This window comes from Dokdonella sp. (assembly GCF_049593775.1).
In the GTDB taxonomy this organism is placed as follows: domain Bacteria; phylum Pseudomonadota; class Gammaproteobacteria; order Xanthomonadales; family Rhodanobacteraceae; genus Dokdonella.
In genome coordinates this window covers 1-24,377 of the sequence record NZ_JBAWHJ010000023.1, presented here as the reverse complement: position 1 = coordinate 24,377, position 24,377 = coordinate 1, and the positions used below count along the sequence as shown (strand labels likewise).

General features: G+C 60.1%; 20 protein-coding genes. 16 read left to right on the top strand and 4 right to left on the bottom strand.

Annotation, left to right across the window (positions count from 1 at the left end; translation table 11 throughout):
* The first annotated feature begins 97 nt into the window (after positions 1 to 97).
* The 9 genes from WBP53_RS00760 (at position 98) to WBP53_RS00720 (ending at position 13,068) form a co-directional block, all read left to right on the top strand.
* The gene (locus tag WBP53_RS00760; RefSeq protein WP_423924940.1) at positions 98 to 1,258 is read left to right on the top strand and encodes an EAL domain-containing protein; all 1,161 of its coding nucleotides are present in this window, start codon (positions 98 to 100) and stop codon (positions 1,256 to 1,258) included.
* Positions 1,259 to 1,543: 285 nt separating this feature from the next.
* On the top strand, positions 1,544 to 2,530 hold the full coding sequence (locus WBP53_RS00755; RefSeq protein ID WP_423924938.1) for an AAA family ATPase: 987 nt from the start codon (positions 1,544 to 1,546) through the stop codon (positions 2,528 to 2,530).
* A gap of 97 nt (positions 2,531 to 2,627) precedes the next feature.
* Complete coding sequence (locus tag WBP53_RS00750; RefSeq protein WP_423924936.1) at positions 2,628 to 3,569, top strand: DUF58 domain-containing protein; 942 nt, start codon at positions 2,628 to 2,630, stop codon at positions 3,567 to 3,569.
* Complete coding sequence (locus WBP53_RS00745; RefSeq protein ID WP_423924934.1) at positions 3,566 to 4,048, top strand: DUF4381 domain-containing protein; 483 nt, start codon at positions 3,566 to 3,568, stop codon at positions 4,046 to 4,048. The genes WBP53_RS00750 and WBP53_RS00745 overlap by 4 nt, the downstream gene beginning before the upstream one ends.
* Positions 4,041 to 5,045, top strand: coding sequence for a VWA domain-containing protein (locus WBP53_RS00740; RefSeq protein ID WP_423924932.1), 1,005 nt, complete (start codon positions 4,041 to 4,043; stop codon positions 5,043 to 5,045). Before WBP53_RS00745 ends, WBP53_RS00740 begins: the two co-directional genes overlap by 8 nt.
* Positions 5,042 to 6,985: a tetratricopeptide repeat protein gene (locus WBP53_RS00735; protein WP_423924930.1), complete on the top strand. Its 1,944-nt coding sequence runs from the start codon at positions 5,042 to 5,044 to the stop codon at positions 6,983 to 6,985. The genes WBP53_RS00740 and WBP53_RS00735 overlap by 4 nt, the downstream gene beginning before the upstream one ends.
* Positions 6,985 to 8,673 carry a BatD family protein gene (locus WBP53_RS00730; protein ID WP_423924928.1) on the top strand — a complete coding sequence of 563 codons (1,689 nt, stop codon included), beginning with the start codon at positions 6,985 to 6,987 and terminating at the stop codon, positions 8,671 to 8,673. The genes WBP53_RS00735 and WBP53_RS00730 overlap by 1 nt, the downstream gene beginning before the upstream one ends.
* 163 nt (positions 8,674 to 8,836) lie before the next feature.
* Positions 8,837 to 10,132, top strand: a complete 1,296-nt coding sequence (locus WBP53_RS00725) for a dicarboxylate/amino acid:cation symporter (RefSeq protein ID WP_423924926.1) — start codon at positions 8,837 to 8,839, stop codon at positions 10,130 to 10,132.
* 143 nt (positions 10,133 to 10,275) lie between these two features.
* Complete coding sequence (locus WBP53_RS00720; RefSeq protein WP_423924924.1) at positions 10,276 to 13,068, top strand: protein kinase domain-containing protein; 2,793 nt, start codon at positions 10,276 to 10,278, stop codon at positions 13,066 to 13,068.
* A 391-nt stretch (positions 13,069 to 13,459) separates the two neighbouring features.
* Here the strand turns inward: WBP53_RS00720 and WBP53_RS00715 are convergent, their stop codons facing one another.
* The gene (locus WBP53_RS00715) at positions 13,460 to 14,089 is read right to left on the bottom strand and encodes an outer membrane beta-barrel protein (RefSeq protein ID WP_423924922.1); all 630 of its coding nucleotides are present in this window, start codon (positions 14,087 to 14,089) and stop codon (positions 13,460 to 13,462) included.
* 400 nt (positions 14,090 to 14,489) lie between these two features.
* Here WBP53_RS00715 and tkt point away from each other — a divergent pair, with 400 nt between their 5' ends.
* The 4 genes from tkt to WBP53_RS00695 all read left to right on the top strand — a co-directional run bounded on the left by tkt (position 14,490) and on the right by WBP53_RS00695 (position 19,166).
* Positions 14,490 to 16,487, top strand: coding sequence for a transketolase (gene tkt / locus WBP53_RS00710; RefSeq protein ID WP_423924920.1), 1,998 nt, complete (start codon positions 14,490 to 14,492; stop codon positions 16,485 to 16,487).
* Positions 16,488 to 16,692: 205 nt separating this feature from the next.
* Positions 16,693 to 17,469, top strand: coding sequence for a ferredoxin--NADP reductase (locus WBP53_RS00705; RefSeq protein WP_423924942.1), 777 nt, complete (start codon positions 16,693 to 16,695; stop codon positions 17,467 to 17,469).
* Between the two features lie 85 nt (positions 17,470 to 17,554).
* On the top strand, positions 17,555 to 17,923 hold the full coding sequence (locus WBP53_RS00700) for a BlaI/MecI/CopY family transcriptional regulator (protein ID WP_423924918.1): 369 nt from the start codon (positions 17,555 to 17,557) through the stop codon (positions 17,921 to 17,923).
* Positions 17,913 to 19,166: a M56 family metallopeptidase gene (locus WBP53_RS00695; RefSeq protein ID WP_423924916.1), complete on the top strand. Its 1,254-nt coding sequence runs from the start codon at positions 17,913 to 17,915 to the stop codon at positions 19,164 to 19,166. Before WBP53_RS00700 ends, WBP53_RS00695 begins: the two co-directional genes overlap by 11 nt.
* A gap of 125 nt (positions 19,167 to 19,291) precedes the next feature.
* Here WBP53_RS00695 and WBP53_RS00690 read toward each other — a convergent pair whose 3' ends face one another.
* Both WBP53_RS00690 and WBP53_RS00685 read right to left on the bottom strand, forming a co-directional pair.
* Positions 19,292 to 20,131, bottom strand: a complete 840-nt coding sequence (locus WBP53_RS00690; protein WP_423924914.1) for a S1/P1 nuclease — start codon at positions 20,129 to 20,131, stop codon at positions 19,292 to 19,294.
* Positions 20,128 to 21,015 carry an MBL fold metallo-hydrolase gene (locus WBP53_RS00685; RefSeq protein WP_423924912.1) on the bottom strand — a complete coding sequence of 296 codons (888 nt, stop codon included), beginning with the start codon at positions 21,013 to 21,015 and terminating at the stop codon, positions 20,128 to 20,130. Before WBP53_RS00685 ends, WBP53_RS00690 begins: the two co-directional genes overlap by 4 nt.
* A gap of 270 nt (positions 21,016 to 21,285) precedes the next feature.
* On the opposite strand from WBP53_RS00685, the gene gap reads away from it, so the two are divergent.
* Positions 21,286 to 22,299: a type I glyceraldehyde-3-phosphate dehydrogenase gene (gap, locus tag WBP53_RS00680; RefSeq protein ID WP_423924910.1), complete on the top strand. Its 1,014-nt coding sequence runs from the start codon at positions 21,286 to 21,288 to the stop codon at positions 22,297 to 22,299.
* A gap of 139 nt (positions 22,300 to 22,438) precedes the next feature.
* Here gap and WBP53_RS00675 read toward each other — a convergent pair whose 3' ends face one another.
* Entirely contained in the window at positions 22,439 to 23,263 is an 825-nt protein-coding gene (locus WBP53_RS00675) for a universal stress protein (RefSeq protein ID WP_423924908.1), read from the bottom strand.
* A 155-nt stretch (positions 23,264 to 23,418) separates the two neighbouring features.
* Between WBP53_RS00675 and WBP53_RS00670 the strand changes: the two genes are divergently transcribed.
* Both WBP53_RS00670 and trhA read left to right on the top strand, forming a co-directional pair.
* Positions 23,419 to 23,868 (top strand): hypothetical protein, encoded by a 450-nt coding sequence (locus WBP53_RS00670; protein WP_423924907.1) that lies wholly within the window; start codon positions 23,419 to 23,421, stop codon positions 23,866 to 23,868.
* A gap of 45 nt (positions 23,869 to 23,913) precedes the next feature.
* A partial coding sequence (trhA, locus tag WBP53_RS00665) for a PAQR family membrane homeostasis protein TrhA (protein ID WP_423924905.1) occupies positions 23,914 to 24,377 on the top strand: 464 nt, incomplete at its 3' end.

Here is a 24,377-nt window from a genome sequence, read left to right as displayed (position 1 = left end):
TTCTCGTTCCTGGCGATTCACGGCGACGACTGCGAAGTGCCGCAAACATGTCGAAGGTCTGCGACAATGCTGAAGAAGCGACCAGGGGTTCCAGGAAATGGAAACATCTGCAACGCGCCGGAAGTATTCGGCCGGTGAGATCATTTTTGCCGAAGACGACGAACCCACGACAGCATTCCTGATCGAATCGGGTCGGGTCGCAGTCAGTACCATCCAGCACGGGAAAGTTCGCGAGCTAGGAGAACTTGGCCCAGGAGCCTTGCTCGGCGAGATGGCCGTGATCGACTCGGCGCCACGCTCAGCGACTGCCCAGGCAATTACCAACTGTGAGCTGACTCCAATAGATCGCAGTCAGTTTGCCGAACGCCTGGCCTCGGCGGATCCCGTGGTGCGCGCCCTGCTCATGAGTCAGCTGACGCGCTACCGGTCCGCACTGGCCCGTCTGACCGGTGATGCGCAGGAGGAAGGCATGCCGTCTGCGCATGACGATTCCGGCGCTCTCGACAAAATCCGTCTGGAAAGTGAGCTGCGCACAGCCTTGCAGAGCGACCAGCTCGAGGTCCTTTTGCAGCCGATCCAGCATATTGCCTCGGGCAGGATCGCCGGTTTCGAAGCGCTGATCCGTTGGCAGCATCCCCAGCGAGGACAGGTTTCACCAAACGAGTTCATTCGACTGGCCGAAGAGACTTCCCTGATTCTGCCCATAGGTGACTATGTCCTGGCCCGCGTCTGCGACATGCTGGTCGAGCTGCGCGGTCTGGGCCGTGAATCACTCCCCTTTATTGCGCTCAACATTTCTGCGAGGCAAATAGATGATCCGCAGCTGATAGATCGCATGTTGGCCCACCTGGAAGAGCGCGGTTTGCCGCCAGGACGCCTCGAGGTCGAGATCACTGAAAGCCTTGTTTTCAATCAGTCGCAGATTGCTGCACTGATTGCACGCTGCCACGCTGCAGGAATGCAGGTGGCGCTCGATGATTTCGGCACCGGCTACTCCAATCTTGGTCCCGTACTGACACTCGAATTTGACCGTATCAAGCTAGACCAGAGCTTCACCAGGGCTCTCGATGGGCCGCGCGGGACCGGGCTGGTGCGTGCCATCGTTGCCATGACCAAGGCCCTGAATTGCGAAATGATTGCGGAGGGCGTTGAAACCCAGGATCAACTGGACGCGCTGCGGGAGATGGGTTGTGACTACGCCCAAGGTTGGCTGGTAGGCAAGCCCATTTCGCTGCAGGAGGTCCTTGCATGCGGTTAGCCGCTTGCCGGGATCAGCCTGACAGATCTGCCAATTCTGCCCCGCTCCGATGCGTCGACAAGCGCAATTCTCTGCCCGCAGAAATCAACGGTTGTCGGCAAATTGTGACGAATCGGGTCATGCCGGGTCGAGGTCGCGCCCCATGCGGTAAAATACGAGAGTCTGTGCCTCCATTCGAAGCCCCGATCCGGAATGACCGGGCGAGGCAACTTTTTCGAATTGATGTGGTCACAGGCAGCGCGCTGAAACAACGCGCAATTCCTTTTACTCCCAATCCCTGAAGTCATGGATATGCCCGAATCAATCTCGGCCCGCACCGCGTTCGTCCAGCTTGGCGACGAACTTGCGCGTTGCATTATCGGCCAGAAAGCCCTCGTTGATCGCCTGTTGATCGCTCTGCTCGCTGATGGCCATCTTCTCGTGGAAGGGGCGCCAGGCTTGGCAAAGACCACCGCGATCAAGGAACTGGCCCAACGCATCGAAGCGGACTTTCATCGCGTCCAGTTCACCCCCGATCTGTTGCCAGCGGACCTTACCGGCACCGAGATCTACCGTCCACAGACCGGACAATTCGAGTTCCAGCGCGGACCGCTGTTTCATAACGTGATTCTCGCCGACGAAGTCAACCGGGCTCCCGCAAAGGTGCAGTCGGCCCTGCTTGAGGCCATGGGTGAGCGACAGATTACAGTTGGAAGCAATACGTTTCCGCTGCCGCCGTTGTTCCTCGTAATGGCAACCCAGAATCCCATCGAGCAGGAAGGAACCTATCCACTGCCCGAGGCGCAGCTCGATCGGTTCCTGTTGCATGTTCGCATTGGCTATCCGGATGCGGCAGCAGAAGCAGAGATCCTCGAGTTGGCGAGAGGGCGGGCACGCGAAGGCTTGTCAACCAGCAAGACTCCCGCTCGAGTCCTGAGCCAGTCTCAGGTATTCGCCGCACGATCCGAAGTTCTGGACATGCACCTGGCCCCGGCGTTGGAGAACTATATCGTCCAGCTCGTGCTCGCAACGCGGTCCCCAAAATCATACGGAGCCGAGCTCGAACGCTGGATCGCCTTCGGTGCCAGTCCGCGCGGGACCATCGCACTCGATCGCTGTGCCCGCGCCCATGCCTGGTTGGCCGGACGCGACTACGTATCGCCAGAAGACGTTCATGCGATGGCGGCGGATGTGTTGCGCCACAGAGTCCTGCTTACCTACGAGGCTGAAGCCGAAGGAATCAGCAGCGATCACGCCATCAACCTGCTACTGGAACGGGTGCCATTGCCTTAGGCGAACGCACCCCTGGACCGGCACTGCAAACAATGGCCGCCAGGCTGCCAACCTGCAGCCAACCAGGCGAACTTGGATTCTTGACTCTCAGGCTGGAATGGACAAGAGCACCGACAATCTGGATGCCGGCGTCAAGGTGACGCTAGAGGAACTGCTCGCGCTATCAGCACAGGCGCGCGGAACCAGTCTTGCCGAAGTCAGGCGCAGCAGCGCCGCCCGCACCGGTTTGCACACATCGCGCTGGAGAGGGCGGGGTGTTGATTTTCGTGAATCTCGCATCTACCAGGCGGGCGACGACATCCGCCACATGGATTGGCGTGTGACCGCACGTAGCGGCAACCCACATACCAAGCTGTTCGAGGAAGAGCGCGAGCATGGCTTGTTGCTGATGATGGACTTCAATCCTGGCATGCGTTTCGGCACACGGGTGCGATTCAAGAGCGTGCAGGCAGCGCGCGCTGCAAGTCTGCTGGCCTGGATGGCGACCGCGTCGGGCGACCGCGTGGGCGTGATCGGATTCGGTGGAGGCATCAACAGCGAAGTAAAGCCAGCAAGTGGCCGCCGCGGCGTACTCCAGGTATTGCGCGCCTTGCGCGACTGGGATCATGCCGCGACATCCGAAAAGGAGTCATTGGGTAGCGCTCTTGAGCGCGCTCGGCGCTTGTTGCGCCCAGGCACGCGTCTGATCCTTGTCAGCGATGGATTCTGCGCCGATGCCGAATCCTGGCCTGCGCTCGCCCGTTGTGCCGGGCGCCATGAGCTTGGCTGCATCCTTGTTTCCGATGCGCTTGAACACGAGCCGCCACCGCCGGGGCGCTATATGCTGAGCCTGGCCGGTACGAGGCGAACCCTGGACTTCAACAACCGGACCCTTCGTTCCACCTGGGCGCAGCCTTTTGCTGCAATCCGAGAGAGCGTTCGAAACGAGTTCATTCGCCTGGGAGCGCGCGTGATTGAACTGACGACGGATTCCGACGTGCGTCGGGCCATTCTTCCGTTCACCGAACGTGCGCAAGGTCCGCGGGATTCGTCGGCATGAATGAGACCGGACCCGAACTGCGCGATATCCACCTGCCGGCAGATCCTTCATGGTGGCCACCCGCACCGGGGTGGTGGTTGCTTGCCCTGCTTTTCCTGATCTTGCTGGCGATGGCAGCCCTATGGCTGCGCCGTCGCATGGCGCACCGACGCTGGCAGCGACGGGTTTACCTGGAACTTGACAGAATTGCGATCGAGCACGCCTCCGTACCTGATGCATCGCGCCTTTCGGTCGAGATTTCGCAACTCTTGCGACGTGTCAGCCGTCTGCTGGATCCGGCAGCCCCCACCTTGCGAGGCGAGGCCTGGCTAGGATTCCTGGATTCGACGCTGGGCGGCGAGGAATTCTCCAAGGGCGCAGGTCGAGTCATTCTGGAAGGCCCCTTCCAACGCGTGACGACTCTTGATGCAGATGCCTTGCTCGACCTGACGCGTCGATGGTTGCATGGCGTGCTGGAGCGGGACGACATCCATGTTTGAGCTGGCATGGCCATGGTTGCTGATCGCGCTGCCGTTACCGTTTCTTGCGGCATGGCTTCTTCCCAGGGCCCGGGATGCGGGCAGTGCAGCGCTGAGATTGCCCCACGCCGGCCTCGCCTTGCCACAAGCGGGAGAGTCCTCACCCATTTCGAATATGCGCCGGATACTCGCATTGCTTGCCTGGGCGTTGCTGGTACTCGCCGCGGCCAGACCGCAATGGCTGGGTGAACCCGAGGACGTCCCGCGCAGCGGGCGGGACCTGTTGCTGGCCGTTGATACGTCCGGAAGCATGAGCATCGAGGACATGCAGATCGGCAACTACGCCGCTGACCGCTTTTCGACCGTGCAGATGATCGCGTCAGATTTTGTCGAGCGGCGAGTCGGTGATCGTGTTGGCCTGATCCTGTTTGGTTCGCGCGCCTACCTGCTTACGCCACTGACATTCGATCTTAAAACCGTTGCAAAGCAGCTCGACGATTCAACGATCGGGCTGGCCGGACGTGAAACGGCCATTGGCGACGCTGTCGGGCTTTCGGTGAAGCGACTGCTCGAACGACCGCAAGACCAGCGCGTACTGGTCTTGCTGACCGACGGCGTCAACAATGCCGGCGAACTGGACCCGAAGAAGGCCATCGAGCTCGCGGTGGCCAACAAGGTTCGCATCTACACGGTGGGCATCGGTGCCGAGTCGGTCAGTGTGAACAGCCTGTTTGGCAGCCGCACGGTCAATCCTTCTGCAGACCTCGATGTCGCCATGCTGACCGACATGGCGGAAAGGACCGGCGGAAAATTCTTCCGCGCACGCGACACGGCTGAGCTCGCCGGCATCTATCGCGAAATCGACGAGCTTGAGCCGGTCGCCGACAAGGAAGAAACCTTGCGTCCGGTTGACGAAATCTACTACCAGCCACTCGCACTAGCCATGTTGTTGGCTCTCGCAGCGTGTGCGCTTCCGTGGCTGCGCTCGCGACGCCTTGCCGGGCAGGTATTTCGATGAGCGCTTTCACCGAATTCCACTTCCTGCGACCTTGGTGGTTGCTCGCCCTGACCGTCTTGCCGTTGGCCTGGTTCACCTGGCGACATGTGCGCAGCGAGGCCGGCAATTGGAGCCGTGTGGTTGACGCACATCTTCTGCGACATCTGGTCGAGACCTCGCTCGAGCGTTCAAGTCGGGGAGGCTTGTGGCTGGCTGCCGCCATCTGGATGCTGGCCTGCGTGACCATGGCGGGCCCCGCCTGGGAGCGCGAATCCATGCCCCTCTTGCGCAACGAGGCAGCCCGCGTACTCGCAATAGAATTGGCGCCAACCATGCTGGCTGCCGACATCAAGCCAACCCGACTCGAGCGCGCACGCTTCAAGCTCAATGACATCCTCAAGCTGAGTCGCGACCAACAGACTGCATTGATCGGCTACTCCGGTGACGCCTTCGTCGCGGCCCCGTTGACGGATGATGCAAACACCGTACGCAATCTGGTTGATGCGCTGGATCCAGGCGTCATGCCGGTTGTCGGCAACGCGACCGAACGCGCCATCGAGGAAGCCCAACGTCTGGTCGAACAGGCCGGGCTCGACCAGGGCGAGTTGGTCCTGCTTGCCGACAGCAGCAGCGAGCGTGCACTCGCGGCAGCCAGGGCGGCCCACGCCAAGGGATTGACCATCTCGGTACTCGGTATCGGCAGCAACGCTGGTGCGCCGGTACCTTTGCCCCAAGGCGGATTTCTCCAGGACGCAGCCGGGAACATCGTGCTGCCCAGACTCGACGAAGCAGGATTGCGCGCACTTGCCGAAGCGGGCGGAGGCCGCTACGCAACCCTGACCACGGATGGCGCTGATCTCGATTCCCTGCTTGATTTGAAACGTGACAGTGCCGGCGCAAGGAAAGTGGAAGGAGAGCGCGCTCTCAGCGAACACTTCCTCGATCGCGGTCCCTGGTTCGTGGTGTTCCTGCTGCCGTTGGCATTGCTGGCATTCCGACGCGGCTGGATGATGGTCTTCGCCTTGATCCTGATCACCCCTGCGCGCCATGCCGAAGCATTCGAATGGGCCGATCTCTGGCAGCGCCCGGACCAGCGCGCCGCCACGGCATTGGCCAAGGGCGACGCCACGGCTGCCCAGGAATTGGCGAAAGATCCAGGCTGGCGCGGTAGCGCGGCATATCGAGCTGAAGACTATGCAACGGCGAGCGAAGCGTTTGCCGAGGTCGCCAGCGCCGATGCTCACTACAATCGTGGCAATGCCCTGGCCCGGGAAGCCAAATACGATGAAGCCATCGCAGCCTTCGAGCAGGCCTTGGAGATCGATCCGCAAAGCGAGGATGCGCAAGCCAACAAACAGGCAGTAGAGGAATGGCTCGATCGCCAGCAGTCCGAACAACAGAAGAATCAGCAAGATTCGTCCGATCAGCAAGGTGACAAGGACAAGCAGGACAAGGGCGAGCAGCAATCCTCCGGTCAGCAGCAGGATGGCGAGGGTCAGGATTCCGAACAACAGGATTCCGGGCAACAGGACGGAGAGCAGGACGGACAGCAGGATGGACAGCAGGATGGACAGCAGGACGGGGAGGGGCAGGACGCCGAGGAGAAGGACGGTCAGGATGCCCAGGACTCCGAGCAGTCCGGCGAGAGCAAGTCCAGTCCGGAGAATCAGGATGCCAATCCGGAGCAACAAAAATCCGCATCCGAAGCGGCTGAGGACAAGGTCAGGCAGGACCAACAAAAGCAACAATTGACCGAAGCGATCGATGAGGCCATCGATGCCGAACAGCAGGACGATCAGAAGCCAGTCCCGGTGATGAGTCCTGAACAGGAAGCGGCGCGAGAACAGGAACAGGCGCTCAATCAATGGTTGCAACGAGTGCCCGACGATCCGGGCGGGCTGCTGCGGCGCAAGTTCCAGCTCGAACATGAACGTCGCCAGCGCGATGGAGGTGGTAGGTGATGAAACGCGGTCTTGAAGCTCTACTCTTGCTATTTGCCTTGCTGCCAATGGCTGTGTCGGCTGCAGGGGGGGCGCGCGCTTGGCTTGATCGCGACAGCATGCAGCTTGGTGAAACCGTGACTCTCAATGTCGAGGTAGAGGATGGCATGGCCGGTGAGCCGGACTTCAGCGCATTGCTGGACAAGTTCACGTCATTGGGTACCCAATCCAGTCGACAGATCAGCATGGTCAATGGTTCGACATCCGCCAAAACGTTATGGGCGATCGGCCTCGAGCCCAAGCAGGCGGGCGCAATAACGATCCCTGCTTTTACATTCGGCTCGGCCAGCACGGAGCCGCTGACGCTCACAGTATTGCCCGGGGCTGCCGGTGGCACGGCCGCGCCGGGCGACAACGTCTTCGTCGAGGTAGCGGCTGACCCGCTGTCACCCTATGTCCAGCAGCAGGTGCGCTATACAGTAAAATTGTACTTTGCGGTGAACCTCAGCGAGGGGACGCTCGACGAGCCCGCCGCGAGCGGCGCGGTCGTGCAGAAGCTGGGACGCGACAAGCAGTATGTAGCCACGCTCGGCGAGCGACGCTACCAGGTGCTTGAGCGCAACTATGCGGTGACGCCAGAGCAGAGCGGAAGCCTGAATTTGCCCATGTTGCGCTTCCGCGGCAATGCCGTAGACAACTCGGATCCGACCGGTTTCTTCAGACGCGGTCGAACTGTCAACGCAAGCTCGAAATCCATCGATCTCAATGTTCGCCCGAAGCCGGCCAGTTGGGGAAGTGCGCCCTGGATACCCGCCGCATCGCTGAGTATCAGCGATGAGACCGAGCTGCCTGATGAGGTCAAGGTCGGTGACCCGCTTACACGAACGATCAAGCTGCGCGCGCAAGGATTGGGCTTCGAGCAGTTGCCCGAACTTGAACTCAAGGCGCCGCCAGGAGCCGAGATCTACCCTGACAAGCCTGACACGCGTACCCGTGACGACGGAACTTGGTTGTATGGCGAGCGCACACGCAAGTTCGCCATCGTTCCGACCCGACCCGGCAAGCTGATCTTGCCCGAGGTCGAAATCCAGTGGTGGAACACGGCGTTGGACAAGCTTGAGAAATCGGTGCTCCCGGCAAGGGAAATCAATGTAGTGGCGGGCAGTGCAACGGGCATCCTGCCGTCAGCACCTTCTGTTTCGACAGAGGATGGCGCCGATGTGAAGCGTGGTACCGACGCGCCGATCATCTATCCCTCCGCAAATGGTGGCCCGGACGTTCGTTTCTGGCGCATCCTGGCCCTCGTGCTGGGTGCCTTCTGGCTGATCACGCTCGCCATGTGGTGGCGTGCGCGGCAGCCTCGGGCAGGCGGGATGGTGAAATCCCCGGCTGCAGCGAGCGCCCCCGGGCGTAGTGCATTCCTGCGTGCCAGCGCGATGGGTGATCTGGTCGGTGCCGAGCGCGCGCTGGTTTCGTGGGCACGCACGGAGAGAGCCGCAGTGCGCAATATCGGCGAGCTGAAGGCGTCCCTCGACGATGATTGTCAATCCACCGTGCTGGAGGAATTGCAACGCGCCCGCTACGCCGGGGCAGCTACGGACGGATTGAGTACGCGACTGGTGACGGCGTTCCGCGGCGGGTTCAGCTGGAAGGGCAACACGGCTGCAAGTGAGGAGACGGCGGCACTGCCGCCACTGTATCCAGACTAGTTCCAGTTCGCCTCGCCTGGCCCTGTGGTTTCGCCACAAGGCACCATGCGGCACACTACGCATCCATAGTGCGAAGCAGGGGTATGCCAGTGCGCAGCGAGAATTTCGACTTGATCGGCCTGATGTCCGGTAATTCTCGCGCATGTATCCGGAGCATTCAGGCATGAGCGGCTCCAGGTCGATGGCCCTGCATACCAAGATGCTGATCGGATTCGTTGTCGGTCTGGGCAGCGGATTGTTTGTTCACTGGTTGAACGGCGGGAATGCCGAATGGGTGCAGTGGCTGACCACCTGGATCACCCAGCCCATCGGCAGCGTGTTCCTGCGCTTGCTGTTCATGCTCGTGATTCCTCTGCTGTTCTCGGCGCTGGTCGTGGGTATCGCCGAAATGGGCGACATTCGTTCGCTAGGTCGGGTGGGTTGGAAGACGCTGGCCTACACGGTTGTCGTCTCGTCCATCGCCGTAGTCATCGGCATTACCCTGGTCAATCTCTTCAAGCCTGGAGCTGGTGTGGACCCGGCAGTCGCTCAGCAGCTGCTTAGTGATGCCAGCGAAAAAGCGCAGACGATAGTTGCCAGCAGTGCCATGCAAGGCAGCGGTATCGACATGATCCTCAATATCGTGCCGACCAACATCATCCGCGCAGCGGCCGACAACGACATCCTGGCGGTCATGTTCTTCGCTTTGTTCTTCGGCATTGGCATCGTCCTGACCCGGTCGCCCATGGCAATGAAGACCAAGGAAGTCATCGAGGGTGTCTTCGAGATTTCGATGACCCTGATCCACCTGGTCATCCGCTTCGCGCCGTACGCGGTCGCGTGTCTGGTATTCAACCTCTCTGCGGTGTTCGGATGGGAGTTGTTGCAGAAACTGGCGGGTTACGTCGGCGTTGCCCTGCTGGCCATGGCCATCCATTTCTTCATCGTCTACTCGGTCAGCGTGCGCTGGCTTGGCGGGATGTCGCCGCTGAAGTTCTTCCGAGGTTCGCAGGAAGCGATCGTGATGGCGTTCTCGACCGCGTCAAGCAACGCCACTTTGCCGACTGCGCTGATGGTTGCCGAGGAGGAGCTCAAGCTGCCCAAGCGCATCTCGCGCTTCGTGTTGACCATTGGTGCCACCGCCAACCAGAACGGCACAGCACTGTTTGAAGGCGTCACCGTCCTGTTCCTCGCCCAGTTCTTCAATATCGATCTGAGCCTGACCCAGCAGGTCGTGGTCATGCTGGTGTGCATCCTCGGCGGCATCGGCACGGCAGGCGTGCCGGCTGGGTCATTGCCCGTGATCGCACTGATCTGCGGCATGGTTGGCGTGCCTCCCGAAGGCATTGGCCTGATTCTCGGTGTCGATCGCTTCCTCGACATGTGTCGGACCACGCTCAATGTAACCGGAGATCTTGCCGCGGCAGTCGTAGTCTCCAATGGTGCCGAAGATCCGGACAACCCGCCGAAGACCGGCTGAGGTGGAATGGCCGGGCATGGCGCTCCGGGTGTCTGACAATCCTGCATGGCGGCACAGCCGGCTGACAACCGGGCGGCCATTTCCCAGGGTGCCAGGGGTGTTCCAGATACTTTCGATGATTCAATGAAGAGGGTGTCGATGCAATGAGTGACAGCGCGCACAGCGCCACGATCCGCCGCTTGCTCGAGGCCGCGCGAGAGCTTCCGGAATCGTTGCGTCACTCGCGCATGCTCGAGCTGGGTGCCGACCCGGTGCAAATCGCCGAAGTTGATTCCCTGCTGCTTGCCGATGCCCCGACATCGGCTTGGGCAGATGGGCGAGCAAGGCATACTGATGCAACTGAAACCGGCTCGGCCGAACTGAGGGCTGGCGACAGCCTGGGCTCCTGGCGCCTGCTCGAGGAAATCGGCACCGGTGGTATGGGCGCGGTGTATCTCGCTGAACGCAGCGACGGGCATTTCGACCAGCGGGTTGCCATCAAGCTTATTCGCGGTATTCCCGATTCCGAGACCTTCGTCCATTTTGCCCGCGAGCGGCAGATTCTGGCCAAGTTGCAGCATCCAAACATTGCGCGCCTGCTCGATGGCGGTGCCACGCCCGGTGGCCAGCCATATCTGGTCATGGAACATATCGAAGGTGTTCCGATCGAACGCTTCTGTGCCGGGCAGGACTTGGACCTGCGCGCACGCCTGAAGCTGTTCCAGCAAGTTTGTGAAGCAGTCCATTTCGCGCATCAGCGACTGGTCGTTCACTGTGACTTGAAGCCTTCCAATGTGCTGGTGCGCGCTGATGGCATGCCCGTGCTGCTCGACTTCGGCATCGCGCGAGCCCTGGATCAGCAGCCCGGCCGTCGCGAAGAGATGTCAGCCAGCGCGTGGGTCACGCCCCTGTATGCGAGTCCCGAACAATTGCGCGGTGAAGGCGTAACCACGGCAAGCGATGTGTTCTCGCTGGGATTGATCCTGTTTGAACTGCTGGCCGGCCGCCGCGCTCGCGTAAACGCGGAAGATCACACAATCACCTTGCTCGGCCAGGCCGCTGTGCGTCCCAGCGATCTCGCCGAGGCCATGCCGTGGCGTTCGCGCCTGCGCGGTGATCTCGATGCCATCGTGCAACGTGCGACCGCAGCCGATCCGGCGAAGCGCTACGATTCGGCCGAATCCCTGGCCCAAGACCTCCAGCGGTATCTCGAGTTGCGGACAGTCACGGCTCGCCGAGCAACACCGGGATATCGATTGAGTCGACTGCTGCGCCGTCGCTGGCCTGTGTTCGCCGCGTTCGGTGTCGTCCTCGCGCTGGCTGTTGCATTCACCTGGCAACTTGCCATTGAACGCAACCGTGCACTCAAGGCGGAGAGCGAGGCGATCACCCAGGCAAGGACGGCCGAACAGGTCAGTGAATTCCTGGTTTCGGTTTTTGATGTTTCCAATCCCAGGTCAAAGCAGGATCGCACCATCAGTGCCCGAGAAGTTCTTGACCAGGGTGCAGAGCGTATCGATGCCGAACTTGCCGACGCACCCAAGGTCAAGGCGAGAATGATGGAAGTGCTGGGCACGGCATATCGCTACATCGGCGAATCCATTCGTGCCGCCGAGTTGCTCGAGCAAGCGTCCGCACTCTATCTGGATCCACGGGTCGACCAACCAATGTCCGCAGCGAATGCCCTCAGCTCGCTGGCCGTCGTCTACAGCAACAACGATTATCCAGTGAGCAAGGCCGAGGGTGCCGCACTGGAAGCATTGCGCTTGCGCGAACAGTTCGCCGAGCCCGACTCCCTGCCGGTTGCCGACGCGCTGAACAGTCTGGCGATCGTGCGTCAGAACCAGGATCGGCTCGATGAAGCAGAGGCGTTGCTGTTGCGCTCTTTGGCCATTCGCGAACGCCTGACTGGCAAAGAATCCAGGCAAGTGGCCGCCAACCTGCACAACCTGGCTCGCAACGAATACCTGAGTGGCGAGGACATGGACAAGTCGATCGCCTACTTCGAGCGCGCGCTTGAACTCAAGCGCCGGCTGGGCGGGGAGCTCGATCCCGATTTCGAAACAACCCAGAGTGATCTTGGCAAGGCATTGCGCGACTCGGGAAAGCGCGAGCGGGCCTACGATGTTCTCAGCAAGAATCTCGCGTTGGCCAGGGAGATTCATGGCGAAGAAAGCGAATATGTAGCGGGGGCTCACAACGAGTACGCCTACCTCCTGCATGACATGGGTCGATTCAAGGAAGCTGCAGACGAGTACCGTGCATCGATAGCCATCCGTACCCGGCTAGGCAACGATGATTCCGCGTCGTTTGCCATTCCACTGAACAACCTCGCCTCAGCGCTGGAGGATCGCGGCGACTATGCTGCCGCAGAGCCGCTTTTCAGGCAGTCGCTCGAGCTGCGCCGGAAAGGACAGGATGCTGGCAGCTTGATGATTGCGCATGCCGAGTACAACCTTGCCCGCCTGTTGATCAAGTCGGACCGCCTCGAAGAGGCTGGCGAGCTCGATGCTTCGGCATTGTCGATCTATCGCAAGCATTACGACGAGAGCAACCGCAATGTGATCAAGGTCAAGTTGCAGGAAATTCATCGTCTGCTGGACATGAAGAAGTCCGCAGAGGCAAACGCATTGATGGAAGAGGTGCTTGCCTCCGAGGCCTCGCTGGGCGATGCCTATCTGGCGCGACAGCATTCGCTGTCCGCGCGCATCGTGTTGGCGTCTGGCGACATCAAGATGGCGGTGGCCGAAAGTGAGCTGGCCCTGGGTGCCATACGCAAGGCCTGGGGTGATCATCATCCGCTGATGGTCGCCTATGCACTGAATCATGCGCGTCTGCTCGCACAAGACGGGCAGGATACCGAGGCACGGGAACTGGTTGCCAGCGTGGCTGACCTCGCTGAGTCATTCGCCGAAACGGCGTGGGAGCGCAAGGAGCTCGCACGCTGGGGCTTTTGAGCGAGCGCGGCCGACCGGATCATCCGCGCCGCGAACAACGACGGTCACTTCGTAAGAGGGTTCCAGTCAGCAGGGCGAATGACGAGGTTCCCGACGGCAAGCACCTGCGCGGTCATGCCCTGATCAACATGTTTCGGTGGCGGATATGGCCAGCAGAGTCATTTCTGCGCATGTGGTTGCGAGAGCGGCGCGTTCTTGAAAGCGCCGACCCGTTTCCGGGTCGGCCTGGAGTGGCATCCCTGCCCTGTGGTCCTTGTCGAGACAGATTGCCATGATCGTGTTTCGACTCTGTTGCGCGATCACGAAAGTTGCGCTGTGCCGGATTCACGATTCGCCAGGCGAGCCAGAGTGGACGTTCCCGTCCTTCAACATCGATCAGGCATGACTGTTTCTAGAAGCGTATTTCTCCGCTCACCGAGACGAGTCCCGTATCGAGATTCAGGTCGTTCTTGCCGGCCTTGTAGTAGTCGTAGTTCAGGCCAACGCTGAAGTTGTTGCTGAAGTCATAGCCGAAACCTGCGCCTGCGTACCAGTCGTTGCTGCTGCCATCGACCCGGAAAGGAGGGCTGGCATCCAGGGCATAACCCTTGGCGTCGGCGCTGAACAGTCCGGTGCGGCCACTGACATACCAGGAATCGCTCAGGTTCCAGTGCGCGTTGACGCCAAGCGTCCAGCCACTGAGTTCGGCGTTGCCAAGAGGATAGTCTACGGGCACCCCCGGGGGCTGGCCAACACCCCCGATCGAAGTGACGGTGACCAAGTCGGCCTTGGGTGAGAACTTGCCAAGATCTGTGTAGCCGCCCTCGATGCCGAACGCGAAGGCGGGTGCCAGGGCCCAGCGATAGCCGGCATTGATCTGGTAGCCGGTGTCGCTGTCGTCATAGATCCCCTTGTTCAAAGTGGCCTGGCCGACGCTTCCGTTTACGAAGAAGCCGCCCTTGTCCTCTGCGGCATGACTCAGGGTCGTAACGGCGAACAATCCTGCCGTGGCGATGGCTACTACGAGCAATGTGTTTTTCATGGGATGTTTCCAGTGTTCTCAGAGTGGGGAAGAGCCCGCTCCCGCAATGCGGAATGGGGCGCCCGGAGTTGGATGCGGAAGGCCAGATTGCGTTCCGCCCACTCTCCAGACTCGTTAACTGGGGTTCAGTTCGGTAAATACAATACCCGTAGGTACACTAAATTAGTTGCGAGATTTTCAATAATAGGATCAATGCGTTAAGGGCCATGTGCCTGTCTGGTCCCGGACCGCACCAGACCAGCCTTGAGCGAATTCGTTGGCCGTCGGGCATGCCCCATTGAACAGTTGGCCGCCTCACCCGTCACCCGGCCGAAAAGACAATTCGCTGCTGATCGGCGACAATGCGCACCCTTTGCGGTCACCTGTCGGTCCGGCCGCGTCATTCAGTCGAGGCCGAATAATGTCGAGTCGCAAGAATCTCGCCAACGCCATCCGCGCGCTGGCCATGGACGCAGTTGAATCCGCCAAATCCGGTCATCCCGGCATGCCGATGGGCATGGCCGATATTGCCGAAGTGCTGTGGAATGATTTCCTCAAGCACAATCCCGCGAATCCAAAATGGGCCAATCGAGATCGCTTCGTGTTGTCGAATGGCCACGGATCGATGTTGATCTATGCCTTGCTGCATCTGACCGGCTACGACCTGCCGCTGTCAGAATTGAAAAACTTTCGCCAGTTGCATTCGAAGACCGCGGGTCATCCGGAAGCCAGTGAAACTCCTGGAGTGGAAACGACCACCGGCCCGCTGGGTCAGGGTCTCGCCAATGCAGTCGGCATGGCGCTGGCGGAGAAAGTCCTTGCTGCGCGATTCAATCGCAAGGGTTTCGATATTGTCGACCACAACACCTTCGTGTTTCTTGGCGATGGCTGCCTGATGGAAGGCATTTCCCACGAAGTCGCGTCACTCGCCGGCACGCTGGGACTTGGCAAGCTGGTAGCCGTCTGGGACGACAACGGCATCTCGATCGACGGCGAAGTCGAAGGCTGGTTTACCGACGATACCCCTGCGCGTTTCGAGTCGTACGGCTGGAACGTGATACGCGGCGTCGATGGCCATGACCCCGACGCCATCAGCAACGCGATTGGCTCAGCGCTTAGAAGTGCCACGAAGCCCACTCTGATTTGTGCGAAGACCGTGATCGGCTTTGGCGCACCCAACAAGCAGGGCAAGGAATCCTCGCATGGTGCACCGTTGGGCAAGGACGAAGTTGCCGCTGCGCGAGCCCAATTGGGCTGGGAGCATGCGCCGTTCGTCGTGCCGGAAGACATCTATGCGGAATGGAACGCACGCGATCATGGCGCCACGCGCGAAGCGCAGTGGAACGAACTGTTTGCCGGCTACAAGGCCTCGCATGCGGAGCTTGCTGCAGAATTCGAACGTCGCCAGAACGCAGAGCTTCCCGCCGGATTCAGCGAATCCGTCGATACCTGGATCGAAAGATTGCAGATCGAAGGGCCCGCGGTCGCATCACGCAAGGCCTCGCAGATGGCGCTCGATGCCATCGGCCCCCTGCTGCCGGAATTGATTGGCGGTTCGGCAGATCTTGCAGGTTCCAACCTGACTATCTGGAAGGGATCCAGGAACGTAATCGGTGACGACGCTTCGGCCAACTACATCCACTATGGCGTGCGCGAGTTTGGCATGAGTGCGATTGCCAACGGCCTGGCCCTTCACGGTGGTTTCATCCCCTACGACGCAACCTTCCTCGTATTTTCCGACTACGCACGCAATGCATTGAGGATGAGTGCGCTGATCCCGACCCGTGCGATCCATGTCTATACGCACGATTCGATCGGACTCGGCGAGGATGGCCCGACACACCAGCCGGTCGAGCATCTGGCCAGCTTGCGCTACATTCCGAACAACCATGTCTGGCGACCCTGTGACGCAGTGGAGTCGGCAGTGTCATGGAAGCGCGCGATCGAGCGCGTGAACGGCCCATCTTGCCTCGTATTCTCGCGACAGACGCTGGTGCATCAGCCGCGCGACAAGAAACAGCTTGCCGATATCGCACGTGGCGGCTACGTGCTTTCCGATCCGCCTGCTGCAAAGTTCGACGCGATCCTTGTCGCCACGGGATCCGAGGTCGAAATTGCCATGCAAGCCATGCGCATTCTTGCCGACCAGGGTATCGGCGTGCGCGTTGTATCGATGCCTTGCACCAACGTGTTCGACACCCAGCCCCTCGAGTATCGGGAAGGCGTGTTGCCATCCTGGTGTCGTCGACGCGTTGCCGTGGAAGCAGGTGTCACCGATTTCTGGCGCAAGTACGTCGGCCTGGACGGCGATGTGGTCGGGATCGACACCTTTGGCGCATCGGCGCCTGCAGATGCCCTTTATCAGCACTTCGGCATTACCGCAGAAGAAACGGTCGAAAGGGTCAAGGCGCTGGGCTGAGCGGGTCCGCTGTACATCTGGTGCGCTGAGCGGCTTCGGCTATCGGCGCTCGGGTGGTCAGTGTAGATCAGGGTTCGCATCGCTGAATCGGAATCGCATCCGGGCCGCTTGACTCCAGTCAAGTCCGGGCACAGGCGTGTGCGCGATCATTGTCTCCGTCGATCAGCGCATTGGTTTTCGCTGTAGCAAACTCATGGGTGAATGTGTGGCAGCCTTCAATACCGAACGTGTGCTCAGTGTTCGTCACTGGAACGAGTATCTATTCAGTTTCACGACGACGCGTGATGCAGGCCTGCGTTTCGAGAACGGTCAATTCATCATGATTGGCTTGCTGGTCGATGGCCGCCCCCTGCTGCGCGCATACAGTATCGCCAGTGCCAACTACGAAGAGCATCTCGAATTCTTCAGCATCAAGGTGCCGGACGGTCCGCTCACGTCCCGGCTGCAGCACTTGAAGGTCGGTGATGAAATCCTGATTGGCAGCAAGCCGACCGGCACCCTGCTGCTGAACGACCTCAAGGCCGGAAGGAATCTGTTTCTGCTGTCGACCGGCACCGGACTTGCACCTTTCCTTGGCATTCTCGGCGACCCCGAAACCTGGGAACGCTTCGACAGGATCGTACTCGCCCACGGCGTGCGTCATGTCGATGATCTCGCCTATCAGGACTTTTTCGAGAAGGGCTTGCCGGCCCACGAATATTTCGGCGATGCCGTGCGCGAAAAATTCGTCTACTACCCGACGGTGACCCGGGAAGCATTCCGCAATCAGGGCCGCATCGATGAACTGCTCGCCAATGGCAGGCTGTGCGCAGACATCGGTCTGCCACCGCTGGATGCAGAGAACGATCGGGTAATGATTTGCGGCAGCCCGGCCATGCTCAAGTCGATCAGTGACCTGCTCGATTCGCGAGGATTCCAGATTTCTCCGCGAATCGGTACGCCCGGCGACTACGTGATCGAACGCGCCTTCGTTGATCGCTGAAGACATGTATGCAGATAGATAACTTGCTCTTGACAAGAATGATTACGCGTGTAATCGTAAGGCATCGATTACGGGCGTAAACGCAATGCAGATCAGTGAGGCCGAAAGCATCGTCATGGAAGAACTCTGGCGTGCGCATCCGCTCAGCGCCGAGGACATCGTGCAGGCCACGGCAGCCGGCCAGAACTGGCAGGTTGCAACCGTGAAAACCTTGCTCAATCGTCTTCTCACCAAGAAAGCCATTGCCGCCGAGCAGGATGGCCGTCGCTATCTCTATAGCCCCCTTCTGCAGCGCGCCGACTATATTCATGCAACCAGCAAGAATCTGCTCGACAGGTTGTTTGACGGTCGAGTCGCGCCCCTCGTTGCCCACTTTTCCGAGCAGCGAAAGCTGAGCAGAAAGGATATCGCCGAGCTTCGCAGCCTGATCGAGGATATCGACAATGACAACTGATGCATTGGCGCTGCTTGCGAAACTCGTGCTGGTTTCATCCATCGCAATCCTGGTCGTGCTGTCCCTGCGCCATTTTGTCAGGCGGGCATTCGGGGCAAACCTCACTTATGCGCTTTGGCTGCTCGTGCCGATTTCACTGCTGGTAGGCGTCATTCCACGCCCGAAGGCGATGACGATCCTGACGCCGGTAGCTGCCAGTCAACCCCTGTTGAGCACCGTTGTCGATGGCATCGTGGAGACGCCATCAGGCATGGACGTCGGTGGATGGATGATGCTGGTCTGGGCAAGTGGTGTATTGCTGTCGCTCGCAACGACATTGATCTTGCAGAGACGCTTCCTGCGTGGTCTCGGCGCTCTGAGCATGCGCGATGATGGTTGCTGGCAAGCGCGGCATGACGAAATCGGGCCGATGCTGTTGGGAGTCGTGCAACCGCGCATCATCGTGCCTGCCGGTTTTGATCAACGCTATACCGCGAATGAGCGCGATCTGATTGTTGCCCACGAGCGCATCCACCTTCAGCGTGGTGACGCGCAGTTCAATGCGCTCGTCGTACTGATCCGCAGCCTGCAATGGTTCAACCCCCTTGTGCATCTGGCAGTGAGCTGTTTCCGGTTTGACCAGGAGCTGTCATGCGACGCACGAGTCATCCGAATATTCCCGAATGCGCGTCGGTCGTACGCCGACGCCATGTTGAAGACGCAACTGATCGATTTCGGACTGCCGATCGGTTGCTACTGGCAGTCCAGCCATCCCATCAAGGAAAGAATCGCCATGTTCAAGAAACCGCTACCAAGCCGGTCGAGAAAGGCCCTGGGCTCGAGTGTACTTCTGGCCTCGGCATTGGCAACCAGTTGCATCGTCTGGGCCGCGCAGGCATCCGAAGTCCCGGCCAGCTACGCGAGATTGAGTCCGCCAGCCTATCCCGTGGATATAGCTGGTGTCGTCGTGCAAGGCACGGTCTATCTCAAGGTGAGCGTCACCTCCGATGGCGTACCCGCCGAGGTCGTGCTTGACCATGTCCAGCCTGAATCAATGGCGGCTGAAGTGGCCGATAGTCTTGCCGCAAGCGCCATTGACGCAGTCAGGACCTGGACCTTCAATGCGGCAAGGAGGGACGGAAAACTCGCGCCGGGCGTCGTGATCGTGCCAGTCACATTTTCAGCCACGGGTGAGCCGTCAGTCACCACCGCCGCTTCAGGCGAGCTGACCCAGCTCGATTCAATCAACGTGAGAAAGCAGTAACCAACCGATTCGGGGGTGGGCGAAAGCCGTCCACTCCCGACTCAATTGGTGATGAGAAGCGGTCGGGTTACCTGTCTCGGCGCATATGCGCCCGCATAGACGCTGCACTTTCGCCGAACACCTGGTTATCGGGTCGACTGGTTCAACAGCAATGCCAGGCGGGCTGCCGCACGCTGTAGTTGCTGGTCAACCGTGTCGAGCTGATTTGCAAGGTAGGAAGCGCTGATGGTCCTGTTCGCCGGATAGAAATCACTCCGGGTGATACTGCAAGATTGCTCCGCCCACTCGCGAGCACTGCCCTTCGCGGCAACCGCTGAATTCTGTTTCAGCAGGTCGGTGTATTGTGGCCAGTCGATGTGACGGCTGCTGATGATTTTCGAGTCCCAGATTCTGTGCAGATTGCTGCCTTCGCCATCAATCTGGACCTGAAACGTATTGCCGCCCTTGTCGGCGCGATATCCAGCGTGCAGCGGTTGGTGTACGTCAGCAACAAAATGGACAAGAAAGCGCAGGGCCTCGGCCCGCTCGGCGTCTGACAGTTCCCTGTCGCCGAGGGCATTGGCGTAGTGGTCGATCGCAGCCACCACGCATTGTCCGTTGGCGCAAATCGATTCCGCCTCGAATTGGCAGCCTGCATCGTCGAAATTGACATAGTGCATGCGTGAAGTCTGGCGCGAGAGCTCCTGTTGTGTCGGATCTTCGCGCACGTCATCTGCCCAGTTGGAAACATCGGCGAGGCTGCTGTCACCGCTGGCAGCGAGCAGGCGCATGACTTCAGCACGGGACGAATCATCGAGTTGTGCTTGAGCCAGGGAAGCGACGATGCGGTGTCCGTCCGGGCCCCAGGCAAGTGCCGGTATCGTGACGAAAAGCAGCGACACGAACAGCGCTCCCGACATCCGCTTCAGTGTGATCCGGGAAAGGTTCTTGCTCAGTCCCTTGCAAGCGAAATGGTCGGCAGTCATGTAGAAAAAGTCTCCGCGTCGACAGGCAGTTTGAAGTAGGCGCGATCGCCGGTTTCAGGGGGCGGCAGGTGCCCACCACGTATGTTCATTTGCAGCGAAGGCCAGAGTAACGTGGGCACGGGAAGGGTGGCATCACGCCTTTCCCGCAATGCCACGAACTCGGCTTCGCTGGTGTCTGCGCGCAGGTGGATATTCGAAGCTTTTTGCTGGGCGATCGTGGTCTGCGACATTGCCTCTTCGCCTTCGGGTGGATAGTCATGAGCGAGGTACACACGGGTCGAGTCGGGCAGGGAATAAAGGCGCTGGATCGTGCGGTACAGGGTCGCGGCGTCGGCTCCCGGAAAGTCGCAGCGTGCAGTGCCACCACGCGGGGCAAACAGGGTGTCGCCGACGAATGCCGCGTCATCGAAGACATAGGTCACGCCATCCGCCGTGTGTCCTGGCGTGGCGATGACGTGGGCTTCGAGATCGCCGATGCACAAGGTGTCGGCATCGTGGAACAAGGTGTCGAACTGGCGTCCGTCCGCCACGAACTGATCATCAAGATTGAGCTTTTTCTTGAATGTGGCCTGCACCGACAGAATGCCGTGTCCGATTCCGATCGCGGGCGTGGTGCCCTTGGCACTCAATTGGCGCTTGAGCCAGGCCGCAGCCGTGAGGTGGTCGGCATGCGCATGGGTTTCCAGGATCCATTCGATCTCGAGTCCGGTCGTCGCGATGTATTCGAGCAGGCGCCGGGCGCTGCCGGTAGCGACTTTTCCGGAAGGCAGGTCGAAATCAAGGACTGGATCGATGATAGCCGCACGTCGGGTTTGCGGGTCGACAACGATGTGCGTCCAGGTGCCCGTGGCAAGGTGGTGGAAGCTGCGAACTTGCGGTTTCATGGCCCAGGTGCTCGAGGCAATGGATGGAACCGGAATTTAGCAGCTTCGCTGCCAGCAGCGGATGGCTGGCAGGGATCTGCGACATTTTCGCCGTAGCAGGGAGGTTTTCGATTCAGTTCGGGTACTCGATTGTTCTGGCCTCGAACGGGACTGGGACCCCCCAGCTCTCCATCCTCGATTGGTTCCACATCAATGGCGCTGTGCGCCTGGTTGGTGGGACCGTTAGAATAGGCGCCCCTTTCGTATCCATCTGTCTCGAGGAGTGTGTTCATGTCAGTCAAGGTCGCCATCAATGGCTATGGTCGTATCGGTCGCAATGTCCTGCGCGCGCTGTATGAGGCAAAGCGCAACGGTGAGATCCAGATCGTCGCAGTCAATGATCTTGGTGATGCCGCGACCAATGCGCACCTGACCCAGTACGACACCGCACACGGCCGCTTTCCCGGCGAAGTCGGTGTCGACGGTGGGGATCTGATCGTCAATGGTGATCGCATCAAGGTGCTGGCCGAACGCGATCCGTCCAAGCTGCCCTGGGGTGATCTCGGTGTCGACGTCGTGCTTGAGTCGACAGGATTCTTCACGACCAAGGAAAAGGCTGGCGCGCACATCGCCGGTGGCGCGAAAAAGGTCATCATTTCCGCTCCTGGAGGCAAGGATGTCGACGGTACTTTTGTCTACGGCGTGAACCATGATCAGCTCAAGGCGAGCCACCAGGTCATTTCAAACGCATCCTGCACGACGAACTGCCTGGCGCCGCTGGCCAAGGTATTGAATGACAGGATCGGCCTCGTACATGGCCTGATGACGACGATCCATGCCTATACCAATGATCAGGTGCTGACCGACGTCTACCACTCCGATCTGCGGCGCGCGCGTTCGGCGACGCATTCGCAGATCCCGACCAATACCGGCGCGGCCAAGGCAGTCGGTCTGGTGTTGCCGGAACTCAACGGCAAGCTGGATGGCTTCGCCATGCGCGTTCCGACGATCAACGTGTCGGTGGTCGACCTCACGTTCGTGGCGGCTCGCGAAACCAGTGTCGAGGAGGTCAACGCGACCGTGCAGGCAGCTGCCGATGGTGCGCTGAAGGGCGTGCTGGGTGTCAATACGCAGCCACTGGTCTCGGTCGACTTCAATCACAATCCGCTGTCATCGATCTTTGATGCCACCCAGACTCGCGTCATGGGCGGCACCCTGGTCAAGGTGCTTTCCTGGTACGACAACGAGTGGGGTTTCTCGAACCGCATGCTCGACATGACGCTGGCGCTGATGAAGGCCAAGTAGCTGGAAGCGGCGGGATTCGGGATTCGGGACTCGGCTACAGCTGCGTGGCGATGCAGCGACCTGGTTGACCAACCGAATCCCGATTCTCAACAGCGGAAAGGCTGGTCATCCCGAATCCCGAATTTCAAATCCCGGCTCCTCAATGTGCAACCAGCAGCGGCAGGTTGCTCTGCTGGAACAGATATCGGGTTACGCCTCCCAGTACCAGTTCTGTAATGCGTGACTGGCCCCAGGCTCCTAGTACGATCAGGCCGGCATCGGCCTTGTTGGCGGCTTCGAGCACGGCCGGGCCGTGATCCTTGCCCGGATTGAATGGCTGGAATTCGGCGTTGATGCCGCGTCGCTGCAACCAGGCGCGCAAATCCAGTTTGGGCAGGTTGTCCAGTCCCAGCGGGCTCGGCGTCGGCTCGCCCTCGAGCACCGTGACCTTGTCCGCCAGTCTGAGCAGCGGCATGGCGCCGTGAATGGCAAGCGCAGCTTCGCGGCTGGCGTTCCAGGCCACGAGGATGTGTTCACCGACCTTGTCCACCTGCGCAGCTTCTGGAACGACGACTACGGGCGTCGATGTTCCGAAAACGGTACGCGAGGCAATACCCCAGCCGGTTGGCGCATCGGGATTCGATATTGGCCGTTCGGTCACGACCAGATCGGACCAGCGTGCAGCATGGCAGAGTGCATCTACGGGATCGCCCTGGACGACTTCGAAGCTGCCTTCCAGTCCTGCCTGATCGAGTTGCTGCTGCCACCAGGGAGCACGCTGGCGGGCTTCCTCAAGCAAATGACTGGTTTCGTTGACCTGGACGGCTACCGCTTCGGGCGAAACAAATGCTGCCGTCGACATGGCAACCACGTGCAGGCCAAGAACGTGCGCGCGCAGCCGCCCGGCCAGGGCCAGACCGGCACGCGTGGCCGGCACGTTTCCTTCGCAGCGGCGCAAGTGGATGACGACATCATGATCTGACATGGCGAGGTCCTCGCTCAGAATGGATGTCTCGAGTTTACGCCGGGAATCATTGGCACGTGCATTCGCCCGTGCGTCGAAATGTGTGTCGATTTGCCTCGCGTTGTGATTGAGCGTCCGCCGACGCAGAATGAACCTTTCCGGACGAGGATCACCCCATGCCCAGAATGACGAGCGACTTCATCGTCAGCGCGTGCCTGATTCTCCTGTTCGCATTGGCGGCATCGCCGGCGCACGCAGCGGGAGCGATCGACTGCGAATTGCATTTCTCGATGTCGGGCTGGTCGATTTTCTATCAGCAGGCAACCGGCATCGGCACGATTACTTGCGACAACGGCCAGAGAATGGATGTAAAAATTTCAGCCAGGGGTGGTGGGCTGACCGTCGGCAAGTCCACGATTGACGACGGACTCGGAAAATTCACCGAGGTGTACGCGATGGACGACATTATCGGCGGCTACGCCGCAGCCGAGGCACAGGCCGGAGCCGACAAGGCTGCCAGTGCGCGCGTGGTCACCAAGGGAGCCATATCCCTGGCCCTGTCCGGAACCGGGCGCGGTTGGGGTGTGGGCATCGCGTTCGGCAATTTCTACATCAGCAAGCGCTGAGCAACTCACGTATCACGTAGCCAGACAACTGAAGCGTCATTGACCATGCCCAACGCCGCCATGCATCCACAGTATTCGACTTCCGAGGAGCTGGCATCCAGCCTGAGTCATGCGCTGGGTATCGTGCTCAGCATTGCAGGACTTGCCGTGCTCGCGGCTTTTTCCGCGCTGCACGGCGGCGCATGGCGAATTGCCAGCGTGTGCGTATACGGGACGACGCTGGTCCTGCTTTATACCGCATCGACGCTCTACCACGCGGTTCCGAATCCGCGAGCCAAGCCCATTCTTCGGCTGCTCGATCATTCGGCGATTTACCTGTTGATCGCTGGCACCTACACCCCTTTCGCACTGATCAGTCTGCGCGGCAGTTGGGGCTGGGCCCTTTTCGCGATCGTCTGGACATTGGCGATCATCGGGATTGCTCTGGAGCTGCGCCATATTCGCAACCGTATTATCGCTGCGTTGCTCTACGTCGGAATGGGCTGGGTAGGCATCATTGCGATCAAGCC